This is a genomic window from Mesorhizobium sp. M0001, assembly GCF_040324255.1.
Taxonomy (GTDB): Bacteria; Pseudomonadota; Alphaproteobacteria; order Rhizobiales; family Rhizobiaceae; genus Mesorhizobium.
Window position 1 is genome coordinate 14,596 of record NZ_JAMYVS010000003.1, and the last position, 21,630, is coordinate 36,225.

Consider the following 21,630-nt stretch of genomic DNA (forward strand, 5'->3'; position numbering starts at 1 on the left):
GGGTCAAGGCAGCCTACATCACGTTGCATTGCATCAAAGTGGAGACTTCGTTCATGACCCGATCCGCAGCAGGCGTCATGAACGCTGTTCTGCACGACCCAGAAAAGCCTGTCCCACCGTCTGGTCCCGCATGGGGTGCCATCATTTCGCTTTCCTTGGGCACCTTCGGGCTGGTCACGGCAGAGTTTCTGCCTGTCAGCCTGCTCACGCCCCTCGCGCATGATCTCGGTATCAGCGAGGGAGCGGCTGGACAGGCGATGACGGCGACAGCTATCGTCGGGGCGATCTCGGCGCCGACGGTGGCCATCATCACAAAGCGCCTGGACCGCAGGACCGTAATGTGGACCATGACGCTGCTGCTGATCCTGTCGGACGTTCTGGCGGCCGGCGCGTGGTCGCTGGCGGTTCTCCTGACTGCACGCGTCGTGCTCGGCATAGCGCTCGGAGGCTTCTGGTCGATGTCGGCAGCACTGGCGATGCGACTCGTTCCAAGCCACCTCCTGCCTCGCGCTATGTCGATCATCCTCACCGGCGTTTCCGTAGCTACCGTCTGCGCAGCTCCAATCGGCGCTTATGTCAGCGATATCTGGGGATGGCGAAGCGCCTTCATGCTCGCCGCAGCCGGCGGTGTCGCTACACTGCTCGTGCAGCTCATAACCATTCCGAGACTGCCTCCGATTGGAGTGACTAGCGTCCGCAGCCTGCTGGATGTGGCAAAGATTCCGATGGTCAAGGTTGCGCTTTTTGTCATCCTGCTGGTCGCTTCCGGCCACTTCGCCGGAATCACCTATATCCGCGCCTTCCTCGAAAAGATTCCCGCGCTTGACGTCGAGACGATCTCGCTTGTGTTGCTTGCTTTTGGCATCGGCGGATTCTTCGGCAATTTGGCCGGCGGGCTTCTGGCCGAGTACAGTCTCAAGGCAGTCGCGGCCCTTGCACCGCTGCTCATAGGGATAGCGGCTGTTTCGCTACTGACGGCGGGAGCATCGGCCTTCGCCTCGGGGATTGCGGTTGGCGCGTGGGGCTTTGCCTTCGGCGCGGTGCCGGTGGGATTACAGACGTGGATGGTGCGGCGGGCCGTTCCCGAGCAGGCCGAAAGCGCCGGTGTGCTGATGGTCGTAGCATTCCAAGTGGCAATCGCAGCCGGCGCGATTTTCGGCGGGCTATTGGTGGAGAATGCGGGGATCGCCAGCGCCATTGCCTACAGCGCTGTTGCCACGTTCGTCGCTGCCCTCATAGTTTTCCTGCTCGGCCCGAAGCGCGGAACCTAGATCGCTTGACAGGAGAGATCTCAGCAGCGCAGCGGGACGAGAGGTCCAATCGCATGCACGGCGCGGCGCGATCCTCCGCTTGCGGGCGATGCCCCGACGGGGTTGTGTGCGTCAAGTTCTGCAAAATGGGCGATCATGAAACTGGTCATGCGGCTTGGCGTAGAGCGAGCTTCTTGTGCTCGCGCAGATCATCCATGTTGATATAGCGGTTGGCCTCCATCCAGTTTTCGTTGGTTTCGACGGCCAGCGCCCTGACCAGGCGCAGGCAGCTTTCGGCGTTCGGGAAGATGCGCACGAATAGGTGCGCCGGCGGATTTCCTCGTTGAGCCGTTCAAGCATGTTGGTGGACTTGAGGTGCTTGTGATGCTGACGCGGCAGCCGGAAGAAAGTCAGCGTCTGTTCTATGGCTTCTTCCGCCCAGGTGGTCAGCCGCGGGTAGCGGGCGGACCATTTGGACAGCCACGCGGCGAGATCGGCCTTGGCCTCGGCGAGATCGCGCCGGTCGTAGAGCCAGCGCAGTTCCTGCAGACAATCGTCGCCGTGCTTCCTGGGCAGGTGATCGAGCGCGTTCCTGAGGAAGTGGACGTAGCAGCGCTGCCATGCTGCTTCCGGGATCACCTCGCCGATCGCCGCGACCAGGCCGGCATGGTCGTCGGACACGGCCAGTTCGACGCCCTTGAGACCGCGTCGTTTCAAGCCGACGAGGAAGTCCTTCCAGGCCGAGCGGCTCTCGCGATTGGCCATCTCCACGGCCAGGATCTGGCGCCTTCCGTCCCAGTCGATGCCGACCGCGATCAGCACCGCCTGGCTCATCACGATGCCGGCTTCGCGCACTTTCTCGTAGCGGGCATCGAGAATGAGGTAGGGGAATGGCTCCTGAAGCGGTCGGTCGGCAAACGCCTTCAGGCTCTCGTCCAAGCGCTTGTTGATGGCCGAGATCGACGAAGCCGAGAACGCATGGCCGCACAGCTCTTCCGTGATCGCCTTGACCTTGCGGGTCGACACGCCCTGCACATACATCTCCGCAAGCGTCGCAACCAAGGCCCGCTCCGAACGCTGGTAGCGCTCGAACAGCTCGGTGGAGAAGTGACCCGCCCGGTCCTGTGGAACCCGCAGCTCAAGCTTGCCGACCCGCGTCACAAGGGTGCGGCCGTAGTAACCCGAGCGATACCCAAGGCGCTCAGGCGTGCGTTCGCCCTTCGAAGCACCCAGCGCCTCCTCCATCTCGGCCTCGAGAACCTCCTGCATTACCGCACGGATCACTTCGTGCAGCCCCTCCGGGTTCGAAAGCAGAATGTCTTTGACGGCAGCGCTGGTCGATTTACCTTCTGTCTTGGTCATGGTGGCGTTCCTTCCAGGGAATCGGTGACGTTGAACATCACCAGCCTGCCATGACCGCCCTCTCTCAGCGAATTTGCAGAACTCTCAGCACACTACCCCCGACGGGAGCGACTGGCTCGCCTTCGATAATGCCTTTACTCTCTTGACGAATGCTCTGGCGGATCGATCTGTCGTATCGTTCGCATGCCATCAGCTTGCCTGGCCACTCACCCTTTGACACGGTGCCTATCCCTCCGGGGCAGCACGAATGCATTTTCGGCGAGCGTCCTAGCCCTGAACGACCTGATCTTATCCTTGTAGTGCTGGGCGGGTTACGCCCCTTGAACTGAACCCATATTGTGGGCGCACCTGCCGATCCAATTCGCCTTTAATCGTCTCGAAGCGACGTAAACGTACCCGTCATTGGCTGCAACAAAGTTGCATTCTTCGGCGCAATAAGCCTGCTTACTCGAAATACCCCGCCACCGAGAGGCGGGTCATCCGCGCTCCGCCCGGAGTAGTCGTTCATCCACGCAACATTGCAGAACAAAATAGGCATTTCTCAGCCTCTATGGGACGTCATGATGGATTCGATCGAAGGTTCCTATGTCAGCCGAGTTGGTTAGTTGAACCGTTTTGACGCGAAATCTAATCGAGCCTAATCCAGCTGGTGAATGGTAGATTGTGGCACAACAGCCTTGGCGATTTCACATAGGTGCTTGTGGTGCGTGAGATAGATGACCTGACCTGTGTTCGCCATCTCCCCAAACAATCTAAAAACTTCCTCCGAGCGAATATGGTCAAAGGTTTCCATGATGTCGTCGGCGATGAAGGGAACCGAGGGCCGGAATTGGGCGAACTCGTAATAACCGGCGAGCCTCAGTGCTAGGTAGAGCTGAAAGCGCGCGCCCTTCGAAAGCGCTTCAGCGAGCTTGGATTGCCCGTCGCGCTGCACCGCGATGAGAACCTCCTCGCCTTTGACGGGCTGGGTTGTAAGGCCTGAATACTGCCCACGGGTCATTAGCTTGAATGCGTCTGATGCACGCGCCATCATCCCCGAACGGTGGTTCTCACGGTAGATCCGCAAAGCATTTCCAGCCGACATGATACCAAGTTTCAGCTCAATGTAGCGAACGGCCTTCTCCTCGATTTCCAACAGGGTTGTGCGCCGTTCGGCATCCAGGCGGGCAACCGCGCTGTCACCGCCGATGGCGTCCAACTTGTCTGCCGCGCGGGTCTGTCGGATCAGCTGTTGCTGGATGATTTCATCGAACTGGCGAAGCCGCTGCTCGCCCTCAGCCTTCTCGACCGCGAGGCTGTCGAAATCGATCGCGTCCAGGATCGAGCGTGCCTGGTCGAATCCATCGACTGCGAGTTCCGCCACTATCCGCTCCTCAAGTTCGGCGACGGTAGTGCGCAAGCCATCGCGCTCACGCAGCAGCTCGTCGCGTTCGACTACCTCGGACAGAGTGGCGACGCCAAAGACGCCCAGCACTTCATTCTTGCGGCGTTCGTGTGCCGAAATCTCGGTGTCGAGGATTTCGCGCGCCTCCTTGAGGCGCTTCAGCTCGTTGCCGAGGCTTGCCTTCGTTTCACGTGTCCGCTCGGCACGCTCCAGGCGCTCGGCAAGGCGGGTGGCCAACTGCTCCGGCTCGCCATCCTTCGTCGGCTCGTCGGCTTCGACCGCAACGGCGATGACCTCGACCAGAAAATTGGCCCTGTCGGCCTCCATCTTGTCGATACGCAGCTGCAGATCCTCCCGTTCCTGCAGGCTTCTTGACAGTTCGGCCAATTGATCGAGCACAGCGCCAACGCCTGACGCGGACAGACCGCTTTCGAGCCACGTTCCCTTGAGCGCTTCGGTAATGCCGGCCAGCCATTCCTCCTCGCGACGCTCCGCCACCCCTACCGCAACCCGTCGGGCAGCTAGATCCTCTTCTTTGGAATTCACCATCCTGAGCGCCTCGGCACACTCGGCGTCCACCTTGCGCTGCCGGTCCAGAAACAGCTCCGCGATGGCCATGATTGCTTCGAGGGTGTCGCCGGGCTCTGATACTATGCCGACACTTTCCAGCGCCGCTCTCATTTCCAAGTGTATCTGCTCGCCTGCGTCAGCGGCTCGCTCGGCTTTCAAGCGAGCAAGTTCGATCTGCTCCCAGGCAGCGAGCGCATCGCTGCGCGCCTCGATCTGATCCTCGATCCTTTCGATCAGGCGCTCAGACGAAGGTTCCAGGGCTTCTCCGAGGAGGTCGCTGGCGGCCACACGGATTTCCAACAATTGGGTATCCGCATCCTTGACGAGCTGTTGGCTTTGGATGCCGTTTCGTGACAGGTTGGCCGTGGCCTCGGCCAGGGCACGCGTCATTGCCCGGATCTCGGCCAGATCCGCCGCGCCGGCCAGCCGGCCTGCGCTGGCAACGTCATCGCGCGTCAGTGCCACGGCGAAATCGTCAGCGGTGTCACCAGTCAACATTGCGCGGTGCGTTGCCCACGCATCATCGCGGAGACGGCGGATGGCGGCAGCCGCTTCATCGTCGACAACGTCGACCGAGGCTCGAAGGGCATCCAATCGTGCGGCGAGCATTGCATGGTGGCCCTCGTATTCGGCGAGGCGTTCGGCAAGTACCGCGGTGTTCCTTGCCAGTACTGACGCTACTGTCTTCCAGGCGGCAATCTGCCCGGCGCTCGGAACCGCAACGTTGACGAGAGCGAGGGCATCTCCGTTCCATGGACGCAAGCGAGCCAGCGATGCCTTCCATCGGATTGTTCCCGCATCTCCCGCCTCGCGAGCCGTCTTGATCTCTGCCTTGTGTCCGCTTGCTCGCGCTTTCGACAAAGCCGAGCCCAGCCTTGCCCTGGCGGGTTCGGGCACCGCCCTTTCCTCGCCGACCCGCTGCCTTGCCACCTGCAACGCATCGAGTGCTGCCGCCGCCTCGTCGCGGGCGGCGCGCGCGCCCGTAGCAATACCGGACCTCTGCTCGACCATAGCGCGAACGACGCCAACTGTGACGGCAGGCAGAAGCAGTGCGGCAGGATCCGGCTCGGAAGACCGGCCCAAGGCGGCAAGGCAGCTTGCCACGGTGTTGTTGAGGATTTGCAGCCCCATCCTGCGAGTGGGCAAGTCAAAGCCAGCCGCGGTATGGCGCACCTTGCCCTCCGCCAAGCTGCGAATGCGTTCGGAAATCGACAGGATCCGTTCGTCCTCGTCGACCGCAGTGACTTTTGCCGACAGCCGCTCGACCTCATCGATGTTTGCGGACAGTCGCGTTCTGAGGCTGGCATCGTCATCGATTAGTTCGGTGACACTTCCCGTCCATGTCCGGGCTGGGGAGGTGATGTCCGGCAGCTGATCCAGCCGGGCAATCTTGCGGCGCATATCCGCCAGCATCGGCGCAGCACGTACGTGACGAGCAATGGTATCCAGCCTGGCCACCAGCACCGCCCGATCGCTGATGGTTCGGCCGTACTGCTGCGATGCATCGAGACGTTCGGCCTCCAGCCCCTCATAGGTCGATGCAAGTGTGTCGATCGCATCCCTGCGCGACTTCACGTCAACAAGGCGCTTCTTCAGCAGCGCCAGTTCGGTGCCATGCGCCTGCTTCCGATACAGCGCGTCTGCTTCGGCCTCGAGGGCGTTCAACGTATCGCTTGCGTTCCCAAGACCGGCGCTGGCCGTGAAGAGGAGCTTGCCGAGGTCGCCCCGCGATTCCAGGATCGATTTTCCGCCGGCTTCCAGCGTCTCGTCATCGAGTGAAAACATAGTCGTGTAAGCGTCACGCGACAGTCCGGCGAGATGCGCCGTGATCGCCACCTCGCTCATCGATTGGCCCGTCGCGTTCAATAGCGAATTAGTACGCTGTTTCGTACGCGTGAACGTGTGCTCGGAGCCGGCCAGTTCCAGAACCCCACCGATGCGCATGGCGCTGTACTCATGCAGGAAGTTGTAGCGGCTCCGTTCCTCGATGCCGAACAGCAAATCTAGATAGGCGGAAAGCGCTGTCGATTTGCCGGCCTCATTCAGGCCAAACACGATATGCAGATCAGGTCCGGATTCCGGTTTGGGTCCGAAGTCGATCGTACCATCGGTGAACTTTCCATAGCGAATGAGGTCAAGGCGCTGCAGTCTCATGACGCTCCACCGGACTTAAGGCGGGAAGTCACCAAGTCTGCGCCCTTGGAAAGCACCTGATCGAGGAACCGTTCCAGCCCGGCTTCGTCCTTCCCAGCAAAATCCCGTCCGTCGGCCGGAAGGTCGGCGACCATCCTTTGGACGAACGCCCTCGCCTCGGCGCGGAAGGCATCCGAGGTGGCATCGGCGCGCATGGATTGCTCGAGTTCGAAAATCGGATCAGCAATATCCTCGGCCGTCTCCGCCCGAGGTGGCGCGAGGTCAAGCTCGAGCTTCTCCACCCACGTATGGCCTAGCTGTTCCGCAGCCTGTTCGGCTTCGGCAAGAAGGAGATCTCTGTCGCGGATCAGCGCCCATAACAATGGTGATGTTCCTGTTAGGCCAACGCGGGCCACAGCATGACGCGACCGGACGGCGGCCCGCATCTCTTCGAGTGCGTTTCGAACACGCGCGACGGCCTCGGACCACTCCACTGCTCCCGTAAGGTCGACGCTGACCCTTTCGAACTGCGCAACGCTGGTCAGCCTTTCCTCGATCTCCACCGAACGGTCGTCTCGCACCGTCACAAGGGTGACTGATTTCTCGCCGGCCTCGTTGATATCCCTCCCCTGCGGTATTCCCGGCATCACCACCGTGCTTGCGCCGGAATGGACTTGGCGAAGATGAATGTGGCCAAGCCCCCAATAGTCGAAACCGTGGGCGTGCAGGTCAGCGATGCTGCAGGGCGCGTAAACGTCGTGACCGGGCGATCCGGCCAGACTGGTATGCATGATGCCAATATTGACGGCTCCTTCGCGAGCAGCCGGATATTTGGGCAGCAGGCTGTCCGGCGCCTTAGGGTTCGCAAAGCTCAAACCATGGAAAACGACGTCCACACCGCCGGCTGTCTGCAATACCGACTGAGCACGACCGCCAAAAATGGTCACGGTGTGAGGAAACACCAGCTGTTTGGAAATCCGCGACAGGGCGTCATGATTGCCGCGGATCTTGAAAACCCTGATGCCGGCCTGGTGCAGGCGTGTCATCTGCGCTGCCAGGAACCGCGCCGTCTTCATCGAGGTTTGATCACCATCGTATAGGTCGCCGGCTATTACCAACGCATCCACGCGTTCCTCTAGGCAGAGATCCACTATCGAAACGAATGCCTGGCGGCTGGCGTCGCCCACGAGCCCGGCAAGATCGGGATTACGCATCGCGAGCGAACGCAGCGGCGAGTCGAGATGAATATCGGCCGTGTGTACGAATCGAAATGCCATTCGGCCTCCGCCAGCAAAAGAGGTGTTCCGAGCTTCAACAGAGATTGCAACGAGGGCTCTACAATGCCCGGTCACACTTCAGCTAATGCCTCGCTCGCGGACTCGCCGGCCACCAACAAACCGTCTTGGGGCCGCAGCAAGCCCTTGGCAATCAAATCGGCGACCCCAGCTGAAATCAACTGCCGCAATTGTGCACTTGTGGCTTTGAAGCCCAGCATTCTCGCAACGGTTATTGCGATTTCTTCCTCCGTCGCACCGAGGTTGGATTTCACGACTTCCATGGCGCCTTGGGCGACTTCGTCCTGCGCAATCATTTCGGGCTTGCGCAATCCAGCGGACACGACGCCGCTGCGATCCCTGAGACGAACAGGAGCACCTGGCTTGAAGCAGAAGCTGCCTCGACGGGCTACTGCACCACCTCTCTGCGCTAGGCCTACCCCTCGCTCGATTGCATCCTGAATCCTGCCACCGGCCCGCTGCAGACCCCACGCGCCCCGAATACGCGAAACTATTTCGTCGACATGGATTGGTGTTTCTATAGCCACCACCTGCTCGACCAGTCCGGCCATGATTCCGCTGGGCGTCTCGTGGAGTTCGAACGATCCCGGTCGGTTTAGTTCGGCCTCTTCGTAGGCTCGATTGGGTATCTCGGATCCCTTTGTGCTTTCGAGACCGATTTCCGTCACGTTGCCTCTGTCGACCGTAACAACCTGCACGGCTACAGCACGATTTCTCTGGACCCCCAATTCGGCCCGCTCATCGAGCTCTTTTCTCGCAGCCTCAATCGCTAATATGGTTCGCTCCAGCTGCTCGCGTGGCCTCTGAAACCAGTCAGCGTTCCAGATGCGATGGATTATCCAACCATGGTCTTCCAGAACAGACTGCCGTAGCCGGTCTCGATCTCGGGCCGAGCGCGATGAATGATATTCTGCGCCATCACATTCGATGCCAAGAATATAGCGGCCTGGCCTCTCCGGATCAGCAACCGCGAGATCGATGAAGAAGCCTGCAATGCCAACCTGAGCATGAACCTGGTAACCCTTTCCGATCAGCGCGTTGGCTACCTGCTCTTCAAAGATTGAATCCATTTCGCGAACCGTGGCCTGGGCAAGCGAAATTCGCCCTGTTCTCGCGTAGTGCAAGAAGAGCTTGAAGGCGAAGATGCCTTTCCCTTTGCCACGCTCCAGGTCGATGTCCTCGTCTGTGATGGACGCGAATACTTCGCAGCTGCGCTTGGCGCGGCTTATGAGGACGTTGAGCCGACGCTCGCCGCCTTCCGCACCAAGAGGGCCGAAACGCATGGCCATGTACCCCTGCGCATTCTTGGCATACCCCACTGAGATCATGATCACGTCGCGCTCATCGCCTTGAACATTTTCAAGGCTCTTGACGAAGAATGGCTCGCTGGGGTGCGCGTGAAAGAACTCCTCCGTATCGGGATTTAGTCGCCGCAGCCCTTCGAGTTCATCCTGGATCGCGCGGCGTTGGCTAACCGAAAATGTTGCAACGCCTAGAGTCTCTCGCGGGTTCACCTTCGCATGACGTATGATCGCTTCGGCTACTGCTCTCGCCTCTACCGGATTGGTTCCTGTGCCACCGGAATCGAAGACCCCCTCTGGCACATGATGAAACCGCAACCCCATGCCTGCCTCTTGGGTATAGGGGCTTGGCACGATGAAAAGCCGGTTCTCGTAGAACTGGCTGTTCGATACGGCGATCAGAGATTGGTGACGGCTACGGTAGTGCCAGCGGAGCATACGCTGCGGCAAGCCGCGGGCCGTGAACAGGCCGAGGATGCTTTCGATGTCGGCGACCTGCGCGCCCTCACCCTCGTCATCTTCAGACTGCGAGCCTGTCACCTTGGCGAAGAATGTCGTGGGTGGCAGTTGGCGTTCGTCGCCAACAACGACCACCTGATTGGCCCTAGCGATCGAGCCGAGCGCGTCCACAGGCTGTATCTGAGACGCCTCGTCCATCACAAGAAGATCGAAGGACATCCTGCCGGGCGACAGGAATTGGGCCACCGAAAGCGGGCTCATCATGAACACTGGCTTGAGTGCCTGGATGGCAGGCCCTGCCTTCTGCATCAACTGCCGGATAGGCATGTGGCCCCGTCTGCGCGCCATCTCAGAACGAAGCAGTCCGACTGGTCCAGCTCCGCCGTCTCTTGAAGGAATTTTTCGGTGATGAGCCGTCACAACTTCGATGGCACCGGCCTTGATCCTCTGTCGGTCCAGATCCGCGAAGTCACGTACAGCCCTGGAATGCAATTCCCCGTCGAACCTTGCCAGCTCCGGCTCATCGGTCGCCATCGCTAGAAACATTCGTTCGTAGTAGGCCATATCGAAGACTGATCGCGCCGATCCTGTTGTAATCTGGCCGTCGGCCAGGCCGTCTATCAACTGTCCCAGTCCAGCCTTTCGGGCTGTTTCGGATCGCTCTCCATAGGCAACCCATTTTGAGAGCTGTTCCTGATGATCAAGCCACCCCTCCAGTCGAGAAACAACCTCGACTATCGCGACGTCTGGAAAATCGTCTACTCCAAACAAGGAGGGAGCATCGGCTTTCAAATCCCCTGCAAGCGCCTTCAATTCCCGCGCTGCCGCTTGGGCCGCTTCACGCGCTGAACGCGCCAAGTTTGCGATCTCTTTTCTTTCAGGCAACCGCGCAGCCAAATGCCGGATTGAGCCATTTTCTCTCAGCCAAAGTTCGGCTTGCGCGAGAGCGGCCCAATCGGATCCTCGACCGAGCCACGACGAGCCGAATGCGAACTTGCCAAGGCTTTCCCCGTCCTCGATTTCTTGATCAAGCGCTTGTAGTCTGCCTAGTCGGCGTAGTATCTCCACCCGCTCACTGATCAGATCTGGAACGTCAGTCAGAACCTGTCGTGACGCGTCATCGGCTTGAGCTACAGTGCTTGCCTTCGCTTCCATGATTTGCAGCGAGGCCCGCTCGGCGGAAGCCACGTCACCTTGCAGGGATGACGCAAGGTGGCCTAAATCGTTCCAAAACCCCTCGATAATCGGCTGACCGATATCGATCACCTTACGAACTCGGACCGCACGCGCGCCCGCTTCAGAGCGCTCCGCCATCCGCCCGGCTATAATTCGCGGTTCCGAGCCAAGTCCCCTCAGCGTGCGCATCCACTCCACTAAGGCCTGGAGTGGTGCCGAAGACGATCTCTCACCGCGCCAATCGGCTCCGAAGGCGGAACCGCCAAAGGCGTCGCCTTCGCGCACTTTTGCTGCGGCCGCCTGGCCCTTCATTAGAATGTCGAGGAGACCCACTATCTCCGCCGCAGGCGCGCTAGGGGCCACCAAAATAGTCCGCACAAGTGCAGTGGCACGACGGTAGTCGCCATTCAATGCTTTCAATATTCCCGTGTGCTCGGCGAGCGCTTGCCGCGCCGCGGCCACGTTGGTACTCCACGCGGCATCAACAACTTTGCCCTGAAGCTCGGCTCTAGCAGTCTCTAGCTTTGCTACGCTGTCGGCAAGGTCACCAGCCTGTTCCAGCCCGGAGTCCCAAACTGTGGCTGCGAATGCCTCAGGGCTCGCATCGGGGGCTGCCGCAACTCTCTCGCCGGTCATCACTAACCTGAGGAGTCCTGCAAGCGTGTCCGGTAAAACCGTAGACCCCAGTTCTTGATTGAGCCGCTCAGCTTCTTCTCTTAAGCGTGGGAGCAACACGGTTAGCTGGCGCGCACGAACGAAACCATCTTTCGGAAAGTCTGAAGGAAGCTTAGCAAGCTCTGTCTCGAGACCTTCAATTGGCGTGTCGATAGCCGTCGCCACCAACTGCTCCGACAGTTCCTCGGATTTGCGGTTGAAATCTGTTCCTGTCCAGAGAAGCGATGCAATGTCCTTTGGACGCTCATCCCAAACCGGCGAGACTAGCGCCTCGGCAGGAAGTCCAGGTGCGGACGCGAGAAGCTCAGCGCGATCTTCTACCTCGCCGCTGTCGCTGAGGATTTGCGGAGGCTTCGCCTCGATCCGCTCAGCAATATCGGCCAGTTTGGCGTGCAGAGCCTTTGCTTGATCCAGCGACGACGCAATGCGTGGGACGAGCCTCTCAATGGTCGATGGTAGGACGACATCCAGGCCAACTCCCCGCCATGGGTGGTGGATCGGCAAGCCGATCTCGTTGATCCGCTGAGACACGTCATCGAGAAGTTTGCGACGTTGCGAGACACCGTCATTCGTCCAAGCGGTGGCATCCTCAAGTTCAATATCAACTGTCTTTTGCCCGTTCTGCCTTAGTCGGGTTAGCTGGCCAAGAACCTGGTATGGAGTGAGTTCGGACGTTCCAAATGGAACATGCATCCTTGTAGCATGTGCATTGAGTTTATCCCTAGCCTCCAGCAGGCGTTCAGTAAGGGAAGAAGCAAGCTGTCCGCGAGGCGATCCGAGTTGCCAGGTGCGCCGCAACTCCTCCAGCATCATGCGCTTGTTTGCCTTGTTGCTATGGAGCTCAAGGCAGGCGTCCCCCACCCCCGCAGTGTCAAGCCGTCGCTTTACGACCTCAAGTGCGGCCATTTTTTCCGCAACGAACAACACGGTCTTTCCATCGGCAACGGCCGACCCGATAATGTTTGCGATCGTCTGCGATTTTCCTGTCCCGGGAGGACCTTGGATAACGAGGTCGCGACCCTTTCTTGCATCATGGATCGCCAGCGTCTGAGAACTGTCACTGTCGACGATATGCAACATTTCGGCAGGCGCGATATGCGGATCAATCGCAATGTCGTCCGACATCAGCGGTTCGCGTGTTTCGAAACCATCTGAAAGAAGCGAGCGGATCTTCGGTTGTTCGATAATCTTTGCGCCATCCGGCCAGAGATCCGGATCCAGGTCACGGTACATCAAGAACTTAGCGAACGAGAAGAAGCCGAGCACCATATCATCGGCAAGAACCTGCCAACCCTCTTTGGTCGACACTGCTTCGGCAACGGCTTCGAGATAGGCCGAGACGTCGAAGTCGTCTCCTACTTCAAAACGCGGCAGGGCGAGCTTGTGAATGCGGTCGAGATAGAGTTCCAAGGAGAGGTTTGCGGTAAGATCTTCCGTACGAGCTCGCAGCCGAAACTTTTCTCCAGCGGCCCCTCGCTCCAGCCGTACCGGGACCAAAATGAGAGGAGCCTGACGGATGTTTTCTTTGTTGCTCGGGTCAATCCACTTCAGCATGCCAAGGGCCAGAAAGAGGATATTGACGCCCTGCTCTTCCTCAAGTGTGCGGGCATCGTGGTAGAGATCAAGGAGCCGGCGCTGCAGCCCCGTTGGGGTCATCCTCGTCTGAAGCTTGGTGTCAGAATGTCGCGCAGATACCCCTCTGTCGTCGAATCCTTCGTCCTCAGGCTGAGCAAGAGCAACGGGGGAATAGTCGATTTCCTCGTCTGGAGGGCTGCTTTCAACCTGGCCTGCCTTCGGCCGATCCGGCTTGCCGGCCAGGAAGGTAAAAGCCTTTCCTTCGCTCACCAGCAATCGATAGATCTCAGACGACCTCTCGTCGACAATATCGATCGTCTTCGCGCTCTTTGAAAACCGTGGCACATTCAAAAGTCGGTTGCGAGCAGAAAGGTCGAGCAATTCCATCCTGGCTCGCTCGAGCTTTTCGTTTAAAGGCAGATCGCTTTGGAAGACCGATTTTTCAACTTCCGACACTCACACCCCCCTGATAGGCTGGACACATAGAGCCTAGACAAGGGCTGTCCGCAACATAAAATGCTGGTTTTTCAACCTCGAATGGCTGCCACCAACACTTCAATCGTTTAGTATTGTGAGCACTGCGGCTTGGTGGAAAAATTGCGGATGTTTGTTTAATGTTCCGGACACTTCGCATCCCCACCTTGATCTCGAGGTTCCCTTTCAGACAAAATGCCATCATACGTGTGGACGAGGTGTTGGCAGCTCTGGCATCCGCCTCGCCGGCCACGACCAACTGGCGCACAAGCCGACTTCTTTTTGAATCGGCCTCCTAATTTCATTCCGAGAAAACTTGTAGGCTCCAGCGCGGAAAGATGGTCGTGTTTACGGAAAAGGTAACTACAAAGTCGTGACTTCGGGCTGATCTGCGAAGGCACCATGGTGTTCAAAGCGCCGAACTACAAGGCAAACCAGAGCCAGCGAAAAAGGCGCCTATGAATGGTGCAGAGGCACGTTACAAATCATGCAGCTTGCGTTTCGCAAAGGATCGGAAATTGAATAACACAATCGCTATTCTCATCGTCGCCGCGCGCGACCAAGGCGCGGCGCTGAACCAATCGTCCGCAGACGTTTCTCTCCAGATGTGCGCTTGCCTCTGATCCTGGTGATCGTGGTGGCCTTGGCTGCTTACGCGACCCACTATTTTACAGGCTCGGGTGACCAGTTACGTGGTCTCGATATAGCAAACTCGGCCGGGTCGAGACGGGCGCCGATAGTAGGCATAGCATCGGTGATTGATGGAGACACGATAGAGATCCACGGGCAGCGCGTCCGCTTCAACGGCATCGATGCACCCGAAAGCCGCCAATACTGCAATGACGCTAGCGCACATCAATACCCCTGCGGGCGCCGGGCGGCCGAAGCATTGGCGAATTTCCTTGCGGCTTCGCAGCCTGTCCAATGCACATTTGTTTCATGGGATCGGTACCGTCGCTTCGTCGGTGATTGTCGGCGCGCGGACGGTGTCAGCGCCGCGTCCTGGATGGTCGAACATGGCCAAGCCTTGGACTGGCCCCGCTATAGCCACGGCGCCTATGCGCAACAGCAAACTAATGCTGAAACCGCAAAGGTTGGAATCTGGATTGGGACGTTTGACAACCCTTGGGATTGGCGCGAACAACATGCCGAATCTGCGAGCCCAACCAAAAGCCCCCTTGGGCTTGTCAGCCGTCGCCAAGTAGCACAGAGCTACTCATGCCAACCTCGCCGCTTGTGCACGCAGATTTCATCTTGCGAAGAAGCACGTTGGTATCTCGCCAACTGCTCATGGGGGAGCAAGTTGGATCGAGATAGCGACGGGATTCCGTGCGAAGGCGTTTGCTGACCTGGGCTCACGCTTTGAGCCCATCCCCAACCATCACTCCCTAGTGTGCGCATTTAGCGTTATGAATTGGCGGTCGGAGCTTCGATGCAATTGCGCGAGTGCCGATAGAGCCTGGCAAAAGGGCTGGCTGACGTTTGTCTTGGAAAATTCCACCAGCTCGTTAAGTCCGGACGGGCTAGAAAACCGCAACGCTTCGTAGCGGCATACAGGGATCTGCCGATTGTCTTTGAAGCGCTTGTCAGGCCCGCCGTTTTTGTTTGGGTGAGCCCAGGTGTAGCTCACGATCTCCGCATCAGATGGAACTTTGCCGGTCTCGATAAAATTACTCGGGGCGAATTGGGTCTGCAGATCGGCATATCCGACTGCGCCGTATCGGTTTCCGTCCTTCACCAGCACTAGGTCAGGCATGAAGAAGAGCACCTGCCGACCCACATGGATTGAAGGAGGAGTAACGTTGCTGCGTACAACCTTCGGCAAGGAGCTTGTAAGTGTCGTGGGCTTTTTGTCGACCAGCATGCTGGCCCCGGCATTTCGCTTCCAAGCAGTCAGATCCTCTATCTTGCCGCCGGCAGCGACATGCCATCTCCCTGCGCAGCCGGTGAGAGTTTCGAACGCGCCGACAAGTCGCCCGTAGGCGGCCTCCGCGTCTTTTTCCAGATCGTAATAGAGCACGCTCACCCGGCGGTAACTGTCAAACCATTTGCCAATGAGCATACCCGGCACAAAGGCACCGATGCCCAGCACCGGTGCGGCACCTCCGAGCTTGGTCCCCACAAGGAAACCTGCAAGCCCGAACAAAACCGCGAGTGCTACGGACAGCCGCGTCTGCGATTGCCTGGCATTGATTTCATCGAGCACATTGGCGAATGTCTCGTCACGCATTTCCACCACATCGCGGGACTCGATTTCTCTCATCACGACGCCGTCAGAGACGTATTCCGGGCGCGAGGATTGTGGACGGGGTTGCGGCGCAGATGGGGTCTGAGAGAGCTGAACTACCTTCTTCGCGCTGGCCTTGCCTAAAGTGCCACGATAGTAGAGCCCACCCACGCCGGCGTGGATGTAGTGACCTCTTGGCCCAGTGCCGATGCGGAGGCCCTTCACTCCAACGGAAGCGCCAACCCCACCGGACGAAAAGTTAAAGCGGAATGGTCCCGCACTGATCGATTTTCGAACGTAAAACCCCATAGCCCAATCCCCCCAACTCAACTGCCGTACCGACTAAGGCGCCAGTCTCTCGTCCCCATTCATGGCTTGGCGCCACCAACCGGCGCCAATTTTGATCGCTGCCTCACCCTAATCTCGATGCGCCTTCGAGCCCGTACATCGCCAATCTGCGCTCCGTCGGTGAGATGATCGCCGGGCAGGATGAGCTGACCACCAGACATCGGCAAAATCGTAAACCCCTTTAATGCGGGCATGTCACTGAGCACACTTGTAACTGAAATCGCGCGGGCCAGCCCAAGACCGGCATTGTCGGCGGGATGGAGTGAGCCGATTTCCACTTTCCCTGACAGGACCGGTTGGAGCCCCTTGTCCATGTTGGAGGATTCGCCCGCCATTGCCTGTTCGTCCGTGTGTCCAATTACCTCAATCACGTCGACACCGTACGAGGTCGCAGTCCCGGCGATGGTCTTCGCAAGATCGCGCAACTTTGTTTTGAAGGCATTCGAAAGCTCTGCGCTTCCGGTATCGAAATTATAGCCATCCAGTTCGCTGAGACTGATGATCGGCGGCCAATCGTGAGGTTTTGCTGCTTGCGTCGGCTCTGCAGCCTCCTTGAGCACATCAGCCAGATCCTGCAGCCCTTTGTCGGTGCCGGCGTAACCAAATTCTCTCAAGACCTTCGCCGCATCTATCATGGCCTTGGTCTGATCAATGCTTATGTCGTTGTCCGCAAGGACTTTCGCGACAGGGGCATTTCGCACGACCTCCTCCAGAGAAATACCTGCTTCCTTGACCGACTTAACAGCATCCTTGGCCAGGACCAGCTCGCGCCATTGTTCGTCGGGAACGGTTCCTCCCCTCGTGGGCTGAAACACCGCTTTTATCTGAGCCAGAAGCCGCTTGTTCTCGGCTTCGAGCCTCTGCACGTTTTCCTTATTTGATTGAGTGGCTCGCAGTGCCTCATCGGTCTCTTTCTGCTTTTTCGTGATGATAGCACCGGCTGCTAGCAACAGGCAGAACACCAAAAGCAGCATCGTCTCGGCCATGGTCAGGCCCAGTATCAAACCGCGGCCAAAACCCTTGCGCTCGAAGGCGACCGAAGTCCCGCCAGCGTCACTCACCTGCCCCACCAACTGGTTCGCTTAGGCGGTTCCGTTCGTTCGGCGGGAGGCTCGCTTCCCAGAGTTTGGAAAGCGTCTGGTTGGGGCTCAGGCTCGACCCGAATTGGTGCGCTCTCGACGGTGTCATTTGCGGCCAGATCTGCCAGTGGCTGTTCAATCGCGATAGGAGCGTTGAGAGGGGGAACAGGCCTCGGCGCGTGAAGGGTTCTTCCTGCCAAGGTTGCGACAAGGTCTCCGGTGTCCTTGCTTTGCTTTTGCACCACTGCGGCAAGCGCCTGGGTCAAGCGTTGTTGCGCTTGGACGCTCTCCGCTGTTTGCTCTGCGGCTGCCACAGCCTTTTCCACACCTGCGGCCACTTTAGCCACAGCATCAACGATGCCCGCCATGCGGGCTTGCTGTTCCTGCGAAGCCGTCTCTGTTTTGACAGCATACTGAGCGACCGCGCTGCCAAGAAGTTTCACCATCGGCGCCAGATCGTTCTTAAGGACCTCATCAGGGACGACAACCTTCTCCAACTTGGTGGCTACGCTTTCGGCCTGTTCACCCAGTCTGCCAACTGAAGAGGACATTGAGCTGTTGGCTTTGTCGAGCAGATCGGCTGCCGCCTCGACGCGCTGTGCGATCGACGAGAACTGACTTTCGATCTGCCCAAAATTGTGGCTCAAAGCATTGCTGAGCTTTCCCGAGGCCTCTTGAACTGGTCTGATCGATTCCATCGCGATTTTATCCAGGGCCGATCTTATGTGCTCTCCGTTCCGCTCCGCTTGAACGGCGATTTCGGCAAAACCCTCCTCCAACATCTGATTGCTTACGCGGCGAAAGTCAGCGAATTCCCTGGTTACACTTTCCATCTCGGCTCTTACACGCCGCGTCATATCCGCGAGTTCGTGCCTGACCGTCCGTTCGATGTCGGCAGGATCGCGGCGCATCTGATTGTAAAAGATCCGCAAAGCAATGCCCGTGATCGTCGACGTCACCGCGATACCAAAGTTCCTCACGATTGTGTCGGTGGATCCTTCGGAACCAAACTGAAACAGCGATACGCCGAGACTCGTCAACGTAAACAGGAAACCCATGTAGTAGAGATTGTCGCCTGTTTGCTCATCGTGGAGCCGTAGCTTGCCGGTGAAGACGGACGCGGCAAGATAGATGAGCATCAGGCACACCGGTGCGCTCGCCGCCATTATAGGGTCTACGCCCGACAGCTTGGCTATTGCGATGAACACGCAGCCACCCAGGGTTAGCGTCGCAAAGACGAAAAGGGGCAGGCTCGGATGTCCTAAGAACGACTCCCCTCGCTTCTTGGCCATTAGTTTAACCCCTCCAACCCTACCAGCTTCTCAAAATCACCATGATGGCTTTGAACCCACCGGGTCCAGAACTCTGCATGTTCGAAAGAGCCAAATGGCTTCTTCGCCCTATCGACGTAGAGTATCGTAAACCCGACGCCATCGAGCGATGTCCCGTAAGTCCTGTCAGCCGCGCTATCAAGGTACTTCTGATAATCGAGACCCGAACGATATTGTGAGTACAGCGCCGTATGTTCGATCATATCTGACGCGACTATTATTCGCTTAGCGGTCTTCTCTTTCGCCAAACTGCTATCGAATAGCGACAGTTTGATTTTCTGAATTCCGGCCATGATCGGAGATTGGCTCGCGGATTCTCCATTGGGAATCTGGTCGGGAAGGTTCGTCAAAGGGTCCTCGAACGCATCTTCCCATTTCTTCTGCCGCCGAGACGGATTGTTCGTCCAGCTGTCGACCGTCGAGCCGTCGCCCGGATTGCATCCATCAAACATCACAGTCAGGTCGCCGGGCCTCGCGCCCAGCGTCAATATCTTGAGATAGCCGCCAGGCTCGACGCGCCCAATGGTCTTGCGGAATTCATTCTTCAGATCCGCCATGGTTATCGGCGAAATCGGGTCGGTGGCGTCGATCAAGACCGCTGTCAGGCTCACAGGTCCGTTCAGTGGGCAATTCGTGCTGATGTCGATTTGGTCCTTCCCGGATCTCGACCACATCCAAACAAAACCGGCCAGCATCACAGCCGACAGCACGGCCAATCCGGCTGCTGCGACAATTGTGCCGCCACTGCCTTTCTTTCTTCTGCGACCCCGCCTAGCCATTCACGCTATCCGGATGAAGCTTGTCGAGATCTCGGTACTGTTCGATCCCGCGCTCGCATTCCAGCCCGATGAGCCGCACCTGAGCGTTGAGTTCTTCCTGCGCGTCACGAATTGAGGCGCCCAGGTCCTTCTCGCTCCATTCATCGTCGGACGATATCAGGGGTTTTATGCGCTCAAGTTTGTAGGGTGTGGCAAAATGTTTTGGCGCTGGCTCTCTGCGGGCCTGGAAATTGGCCTCCCTGTACTTTGAGAGAAGCTGGTTGCAGGCTCGCTCCAGCTGGTCTTGATGCTGCGCAAAGAGCGTCAGCAGCCTCGACCGATGGTCGATGATCGCTCGATGCTCCCTGCGTCTGCTCCCCAGCCGCTTGACGATGTCCTCCACCTTCTCGTTGTGCTCATCGCGCACCTCTTGCAGAGCCTCGATGAGCTCGCTCTTGCGCTCGATGTAGTCTTCCCGGCGAGCCACCAATCTGTTTTCGACACCCGCATAGCCCGGGTATGGGTCGAGAACGAACCAGCCGTCGATAAACGCAAAGATCGAAAACATGAGACCAATGCCGAACAGAAGCCAGGATTTCACGTCCATAAGGCCAGCCGGATTGGCGAGCATGCTGCGCACGACCTCGACGCCGGCTCCGTCCACAAAGGACCCGCTAACCTCGCGGTAATGCGCAAGCGCTAGGTTTATGGTCAATGCCAAGCCGATATAGGCCACTATCGACAGCGCGCCGATCAACTTCACAAAAAGCGATCTGTGAGTCACCAGGCGTGCACAGAATATTGCGAACAGCAGAGCGGCGCCGATGTTCAAAAACGAGAAAGCGGCGGCTTCGAGGAGCCCGCCAAAGAATCCCTGTTCATTTCCCTTTGCGAGGAAATTTCCGTTCATCGCCGTTTCAATGAGGAACAGGAAGATTAGCAGGGACACTCGGAAAACATGGGCCGCTCCGTGTTGAACCCTCACAGCCCGGACAAGCCCGTGCTTCTGTTTGAACCAGTCGTGTTCTTTCTCCGCATCGTTGAGCGATTTGCGCAATCCGTGAAGTTCGTCCAGGCCCACCGCGATCGAGGCCTTGAAATCGGAAACACTGGCGGCGTTCGCCTGACGGATCAGACCAAACTGCTCTTCAAAGTCGAGGCCAGCCAATCGGCCGGAGAGTAGCTGTAGGCTGTCTTCGAGTGTGTGATGTGCGGCCTTCTTTTCGTCCTCGACCCTCTCGATAACTGTGTGCTCTATATCGTCGAAATTCTTGGCCGTTTTCGGGGGCTGGTTAGCCTCGCCTCGCTGCGCTCCACGACCTGCAAGATCCATTTCGCGATCAATTTTCGCGACATCCAAGCTATTGAACAATTGGGTGCTGGCGCGGAAATCGTGATTTGCCTCTAGTAGAGACTCCCGCAGTTTATTTAGCTTTTCGAATTTTATTCCCACAGCACCGCACCCATTTTTGTACCTCTGCCCGCACAAATGGCTTCTATGCACAGTAGAAGCAAAGGGCAACTGCGTCTTCGCAACTTTGCGGTCCACTGCTCACGAGACGATCGTCTGATGTAAAAATGACAACGATAGCTGCCGTGGCAAGCGGACTTGGGCCAATGAATAGGCCAGGCAGCATACTCTTCTCCGCCGGGCTTTGTGGCGAAGGAACTGAAGATCACGCCAATGAGCTGCTAAAAATCGACTCCAGAGGCGTTCGCGCAGTAGCAGAAGCGCGCGCCCTCGGCGCGCACCACGCCACCAAAGTAAGCGCCGTCAATCTCGACCTCGCCTTCAAGGGTTTCGTTCTTGGTTTCAGCCGACAGGCTTCGCGCAGCTTGTGAGCCAGCACAAAGGCGGTCTTGTACTGCACGTCCAGATCGCGAGAGAACTGGACCGCCGACATGCCCTTCGCGCCGTTAACAAACAGGCAGATCGCGGCGAGCAGATCGACAAACGACAGCTTGCGCCAAGGCGAAGATCGTGCCCTCGTAACCGAGAACTGCGCCCCCGCAAGCGGCGCACTTGAACTTGCGACGGGTCGGAATGTCGTAATGATCCAGGCACCCGCATTTCCGGCAAACAGGCTCGCCTTGAGTTGAAGCCCAGCGAAGGCGCTTGAACGCGTCGTAAGCCTTTTCCTCGCCACCCTTGTAAATCTCTTTCAGAGAAAGGGAGCGGCTTTCGGCGGAAAGGAGGAAGTGTTGGGCTATTGTCATCATATCCGGTTATATG

Annotated in this window: 10 protein-coding genes and 2 pseudogenes; 2 read left to right on the forward strand and 10 right to left on the reverse strand. The window is 58.3% G+C overall.

The features are described from left to right. Window positions 1-53: 53 nt before the first annotated feature. Entirely contained in the window at window positions 54-1,271 is a 1,218-nt protein-coding gene (locus NKK50_RS09950) for an MFS transporter (RefSeq protein WP_352543512.1), read from the forward strand. Between the two features lie 145 nt (window positions 1,272-1,416). On the opposite strand, the pseudogene NKK50_RS09955 reads toward NKK50_RS09950, so the two are convergent. The 4 genes and pseudogenes from NKK50_RS09955 to NKK50_RS09970 form a co-directional block, all read right to left on the reverse strand. Then, window positions 1,417-2,612 (reverse strand): annotated as a pseudogene (locus NKK50_RS09955) (IS256 family transposase). A gap of 637 nt (window positions 2,613-3,249) precedes the next feature. Beyond that, window positions 3,250-6,720 (reverse strand): AAA family ATPase, encoded by a 3,471-nt coding sequence (locus tag NKK50_RS09960; RefSeq protein WP_352543323.1) that lies wholly within the window; start codon window positions 6,718-6,720, stop codon window positions 3,250-3,252. Beyond that, window positions 6,717-7,976 (reverse strand): metallophosphoesterase family protein, encoded by a 1,260-nt coding sequence (locus tag NKK50_RS09965; protein WP_352543324.1) that lies wholly within the window; start codon window positions 7,974-7,976, stop codon window positions 6,717-6,719. Before NKK50_RS09965 ends, NKK50_RS09960 begins: the two co-directional genes overlap by 4 nt. 71 nt (window positions 7,977-8,047) lie before the next feature. After that, complete coding sequence (locus NKK50_RS09970; protein ID WP_352543325.1) at window positions 8,048-13,636, reverse strand: DUF3320 domain-containing protein; 5,589 nt, start codon at window positions 13,634-13,636, stop codon at window positions 8,048-8,050. Between the two features lie 772 nt (window positions 13,637-14,408). On the opposite strand from NKK50_RS09970, the gene NKK50_RS09975 reads away from it, so the two are divergent. Continuing rightward, window positions 14,409-15,002 (forward strand): thermonuclease family protein, encoded by a 594-nt coding sequence (locus NKK50_RS09975; protein ID WP_352543513.1) that lies wholly within the window; start codon window positions 14,409-14,411, stop codon window positions 15,000-15,002. Window positions 15,003-15,035: 33 nt separating this feature from the next. On the opposite strand, the gene NKK50_RS09980 is transcribed toward NKK50_RS09975, so the two are convergent. The 6 genes and pseudogenes from NKK50_RS09980 to NKK50_RS10005 all read right to left on the reverse strand — a co-directional run. Further along, a complete protein-coding gene (locus NKK50_RS09980; RefSeq protein WP_352543326.1) occupies window positions 15,036-16,190 on the reverse strand; it encodes a DUF4236 domain-containing protein in 1,155 nt (384 codons plus the stop codon). A 59-nt stretch (window positions 16,191-16,249) separates the two neighbouring features. Further along, window positions 16,250-17,290, reverse strand: a complete 1,041-nt coding sequence (locus NKK50_RS09985; protein ID WP_031198374.1) for an OmpA family protein — start codon at window positions 17,288-17,290, stop codon at window positions 16,250-16,252. After that, entirely contained in the window at window positions 17,287-18,600 is a 1,314-nt protein-coding gene (locus tag NKK50_RS09990; RefSeq protein WP_023672193.1) for a hypothetical protein, read from the reverse strand. Before NKK50_RS09990 ends, NKK50_RS09985 begins: the two co-directional genes overlap by 4 nt. Beyond that, window positions 18,600-19,418, reverse strand: coding sequence for a hypothetical protein (locus NKK50_RS09995; RefSeq protein WP_023687338.1), 819 nt, complete (start codon window positions 19,416-19,418; stop codon window positions 18,600-18,602). Before NKK50_RS09995 ends, NKK50_RS09990 begins: the two co-directional genes overlap by 1 nt. Next, complete coding sequence (locus NKK50_RS10000) at window positions 19,411-20,844, reverse strand: hypothetical protein (protein ID WP_352543514.1); 1,434 nt, start codon at window positions 20,842-20,844, stop codon at window positions 19,411-19,413. The genes NKK50_RS09995 and NKK50_RS10000 overlap by 8 nt, the downstream gene beginning before the upstream one ends. 284 nt (window positions 20,845-21,128) lie before the next feature. Then, window positions 21,129-21,608, reverse strand: a pseudogene (locus tag NKK50_RS10005) (transposase); the annotation flags it as partial. Between the last annotated feature and the right edge of the window lie 22 nt (window positions 21,609-21,630).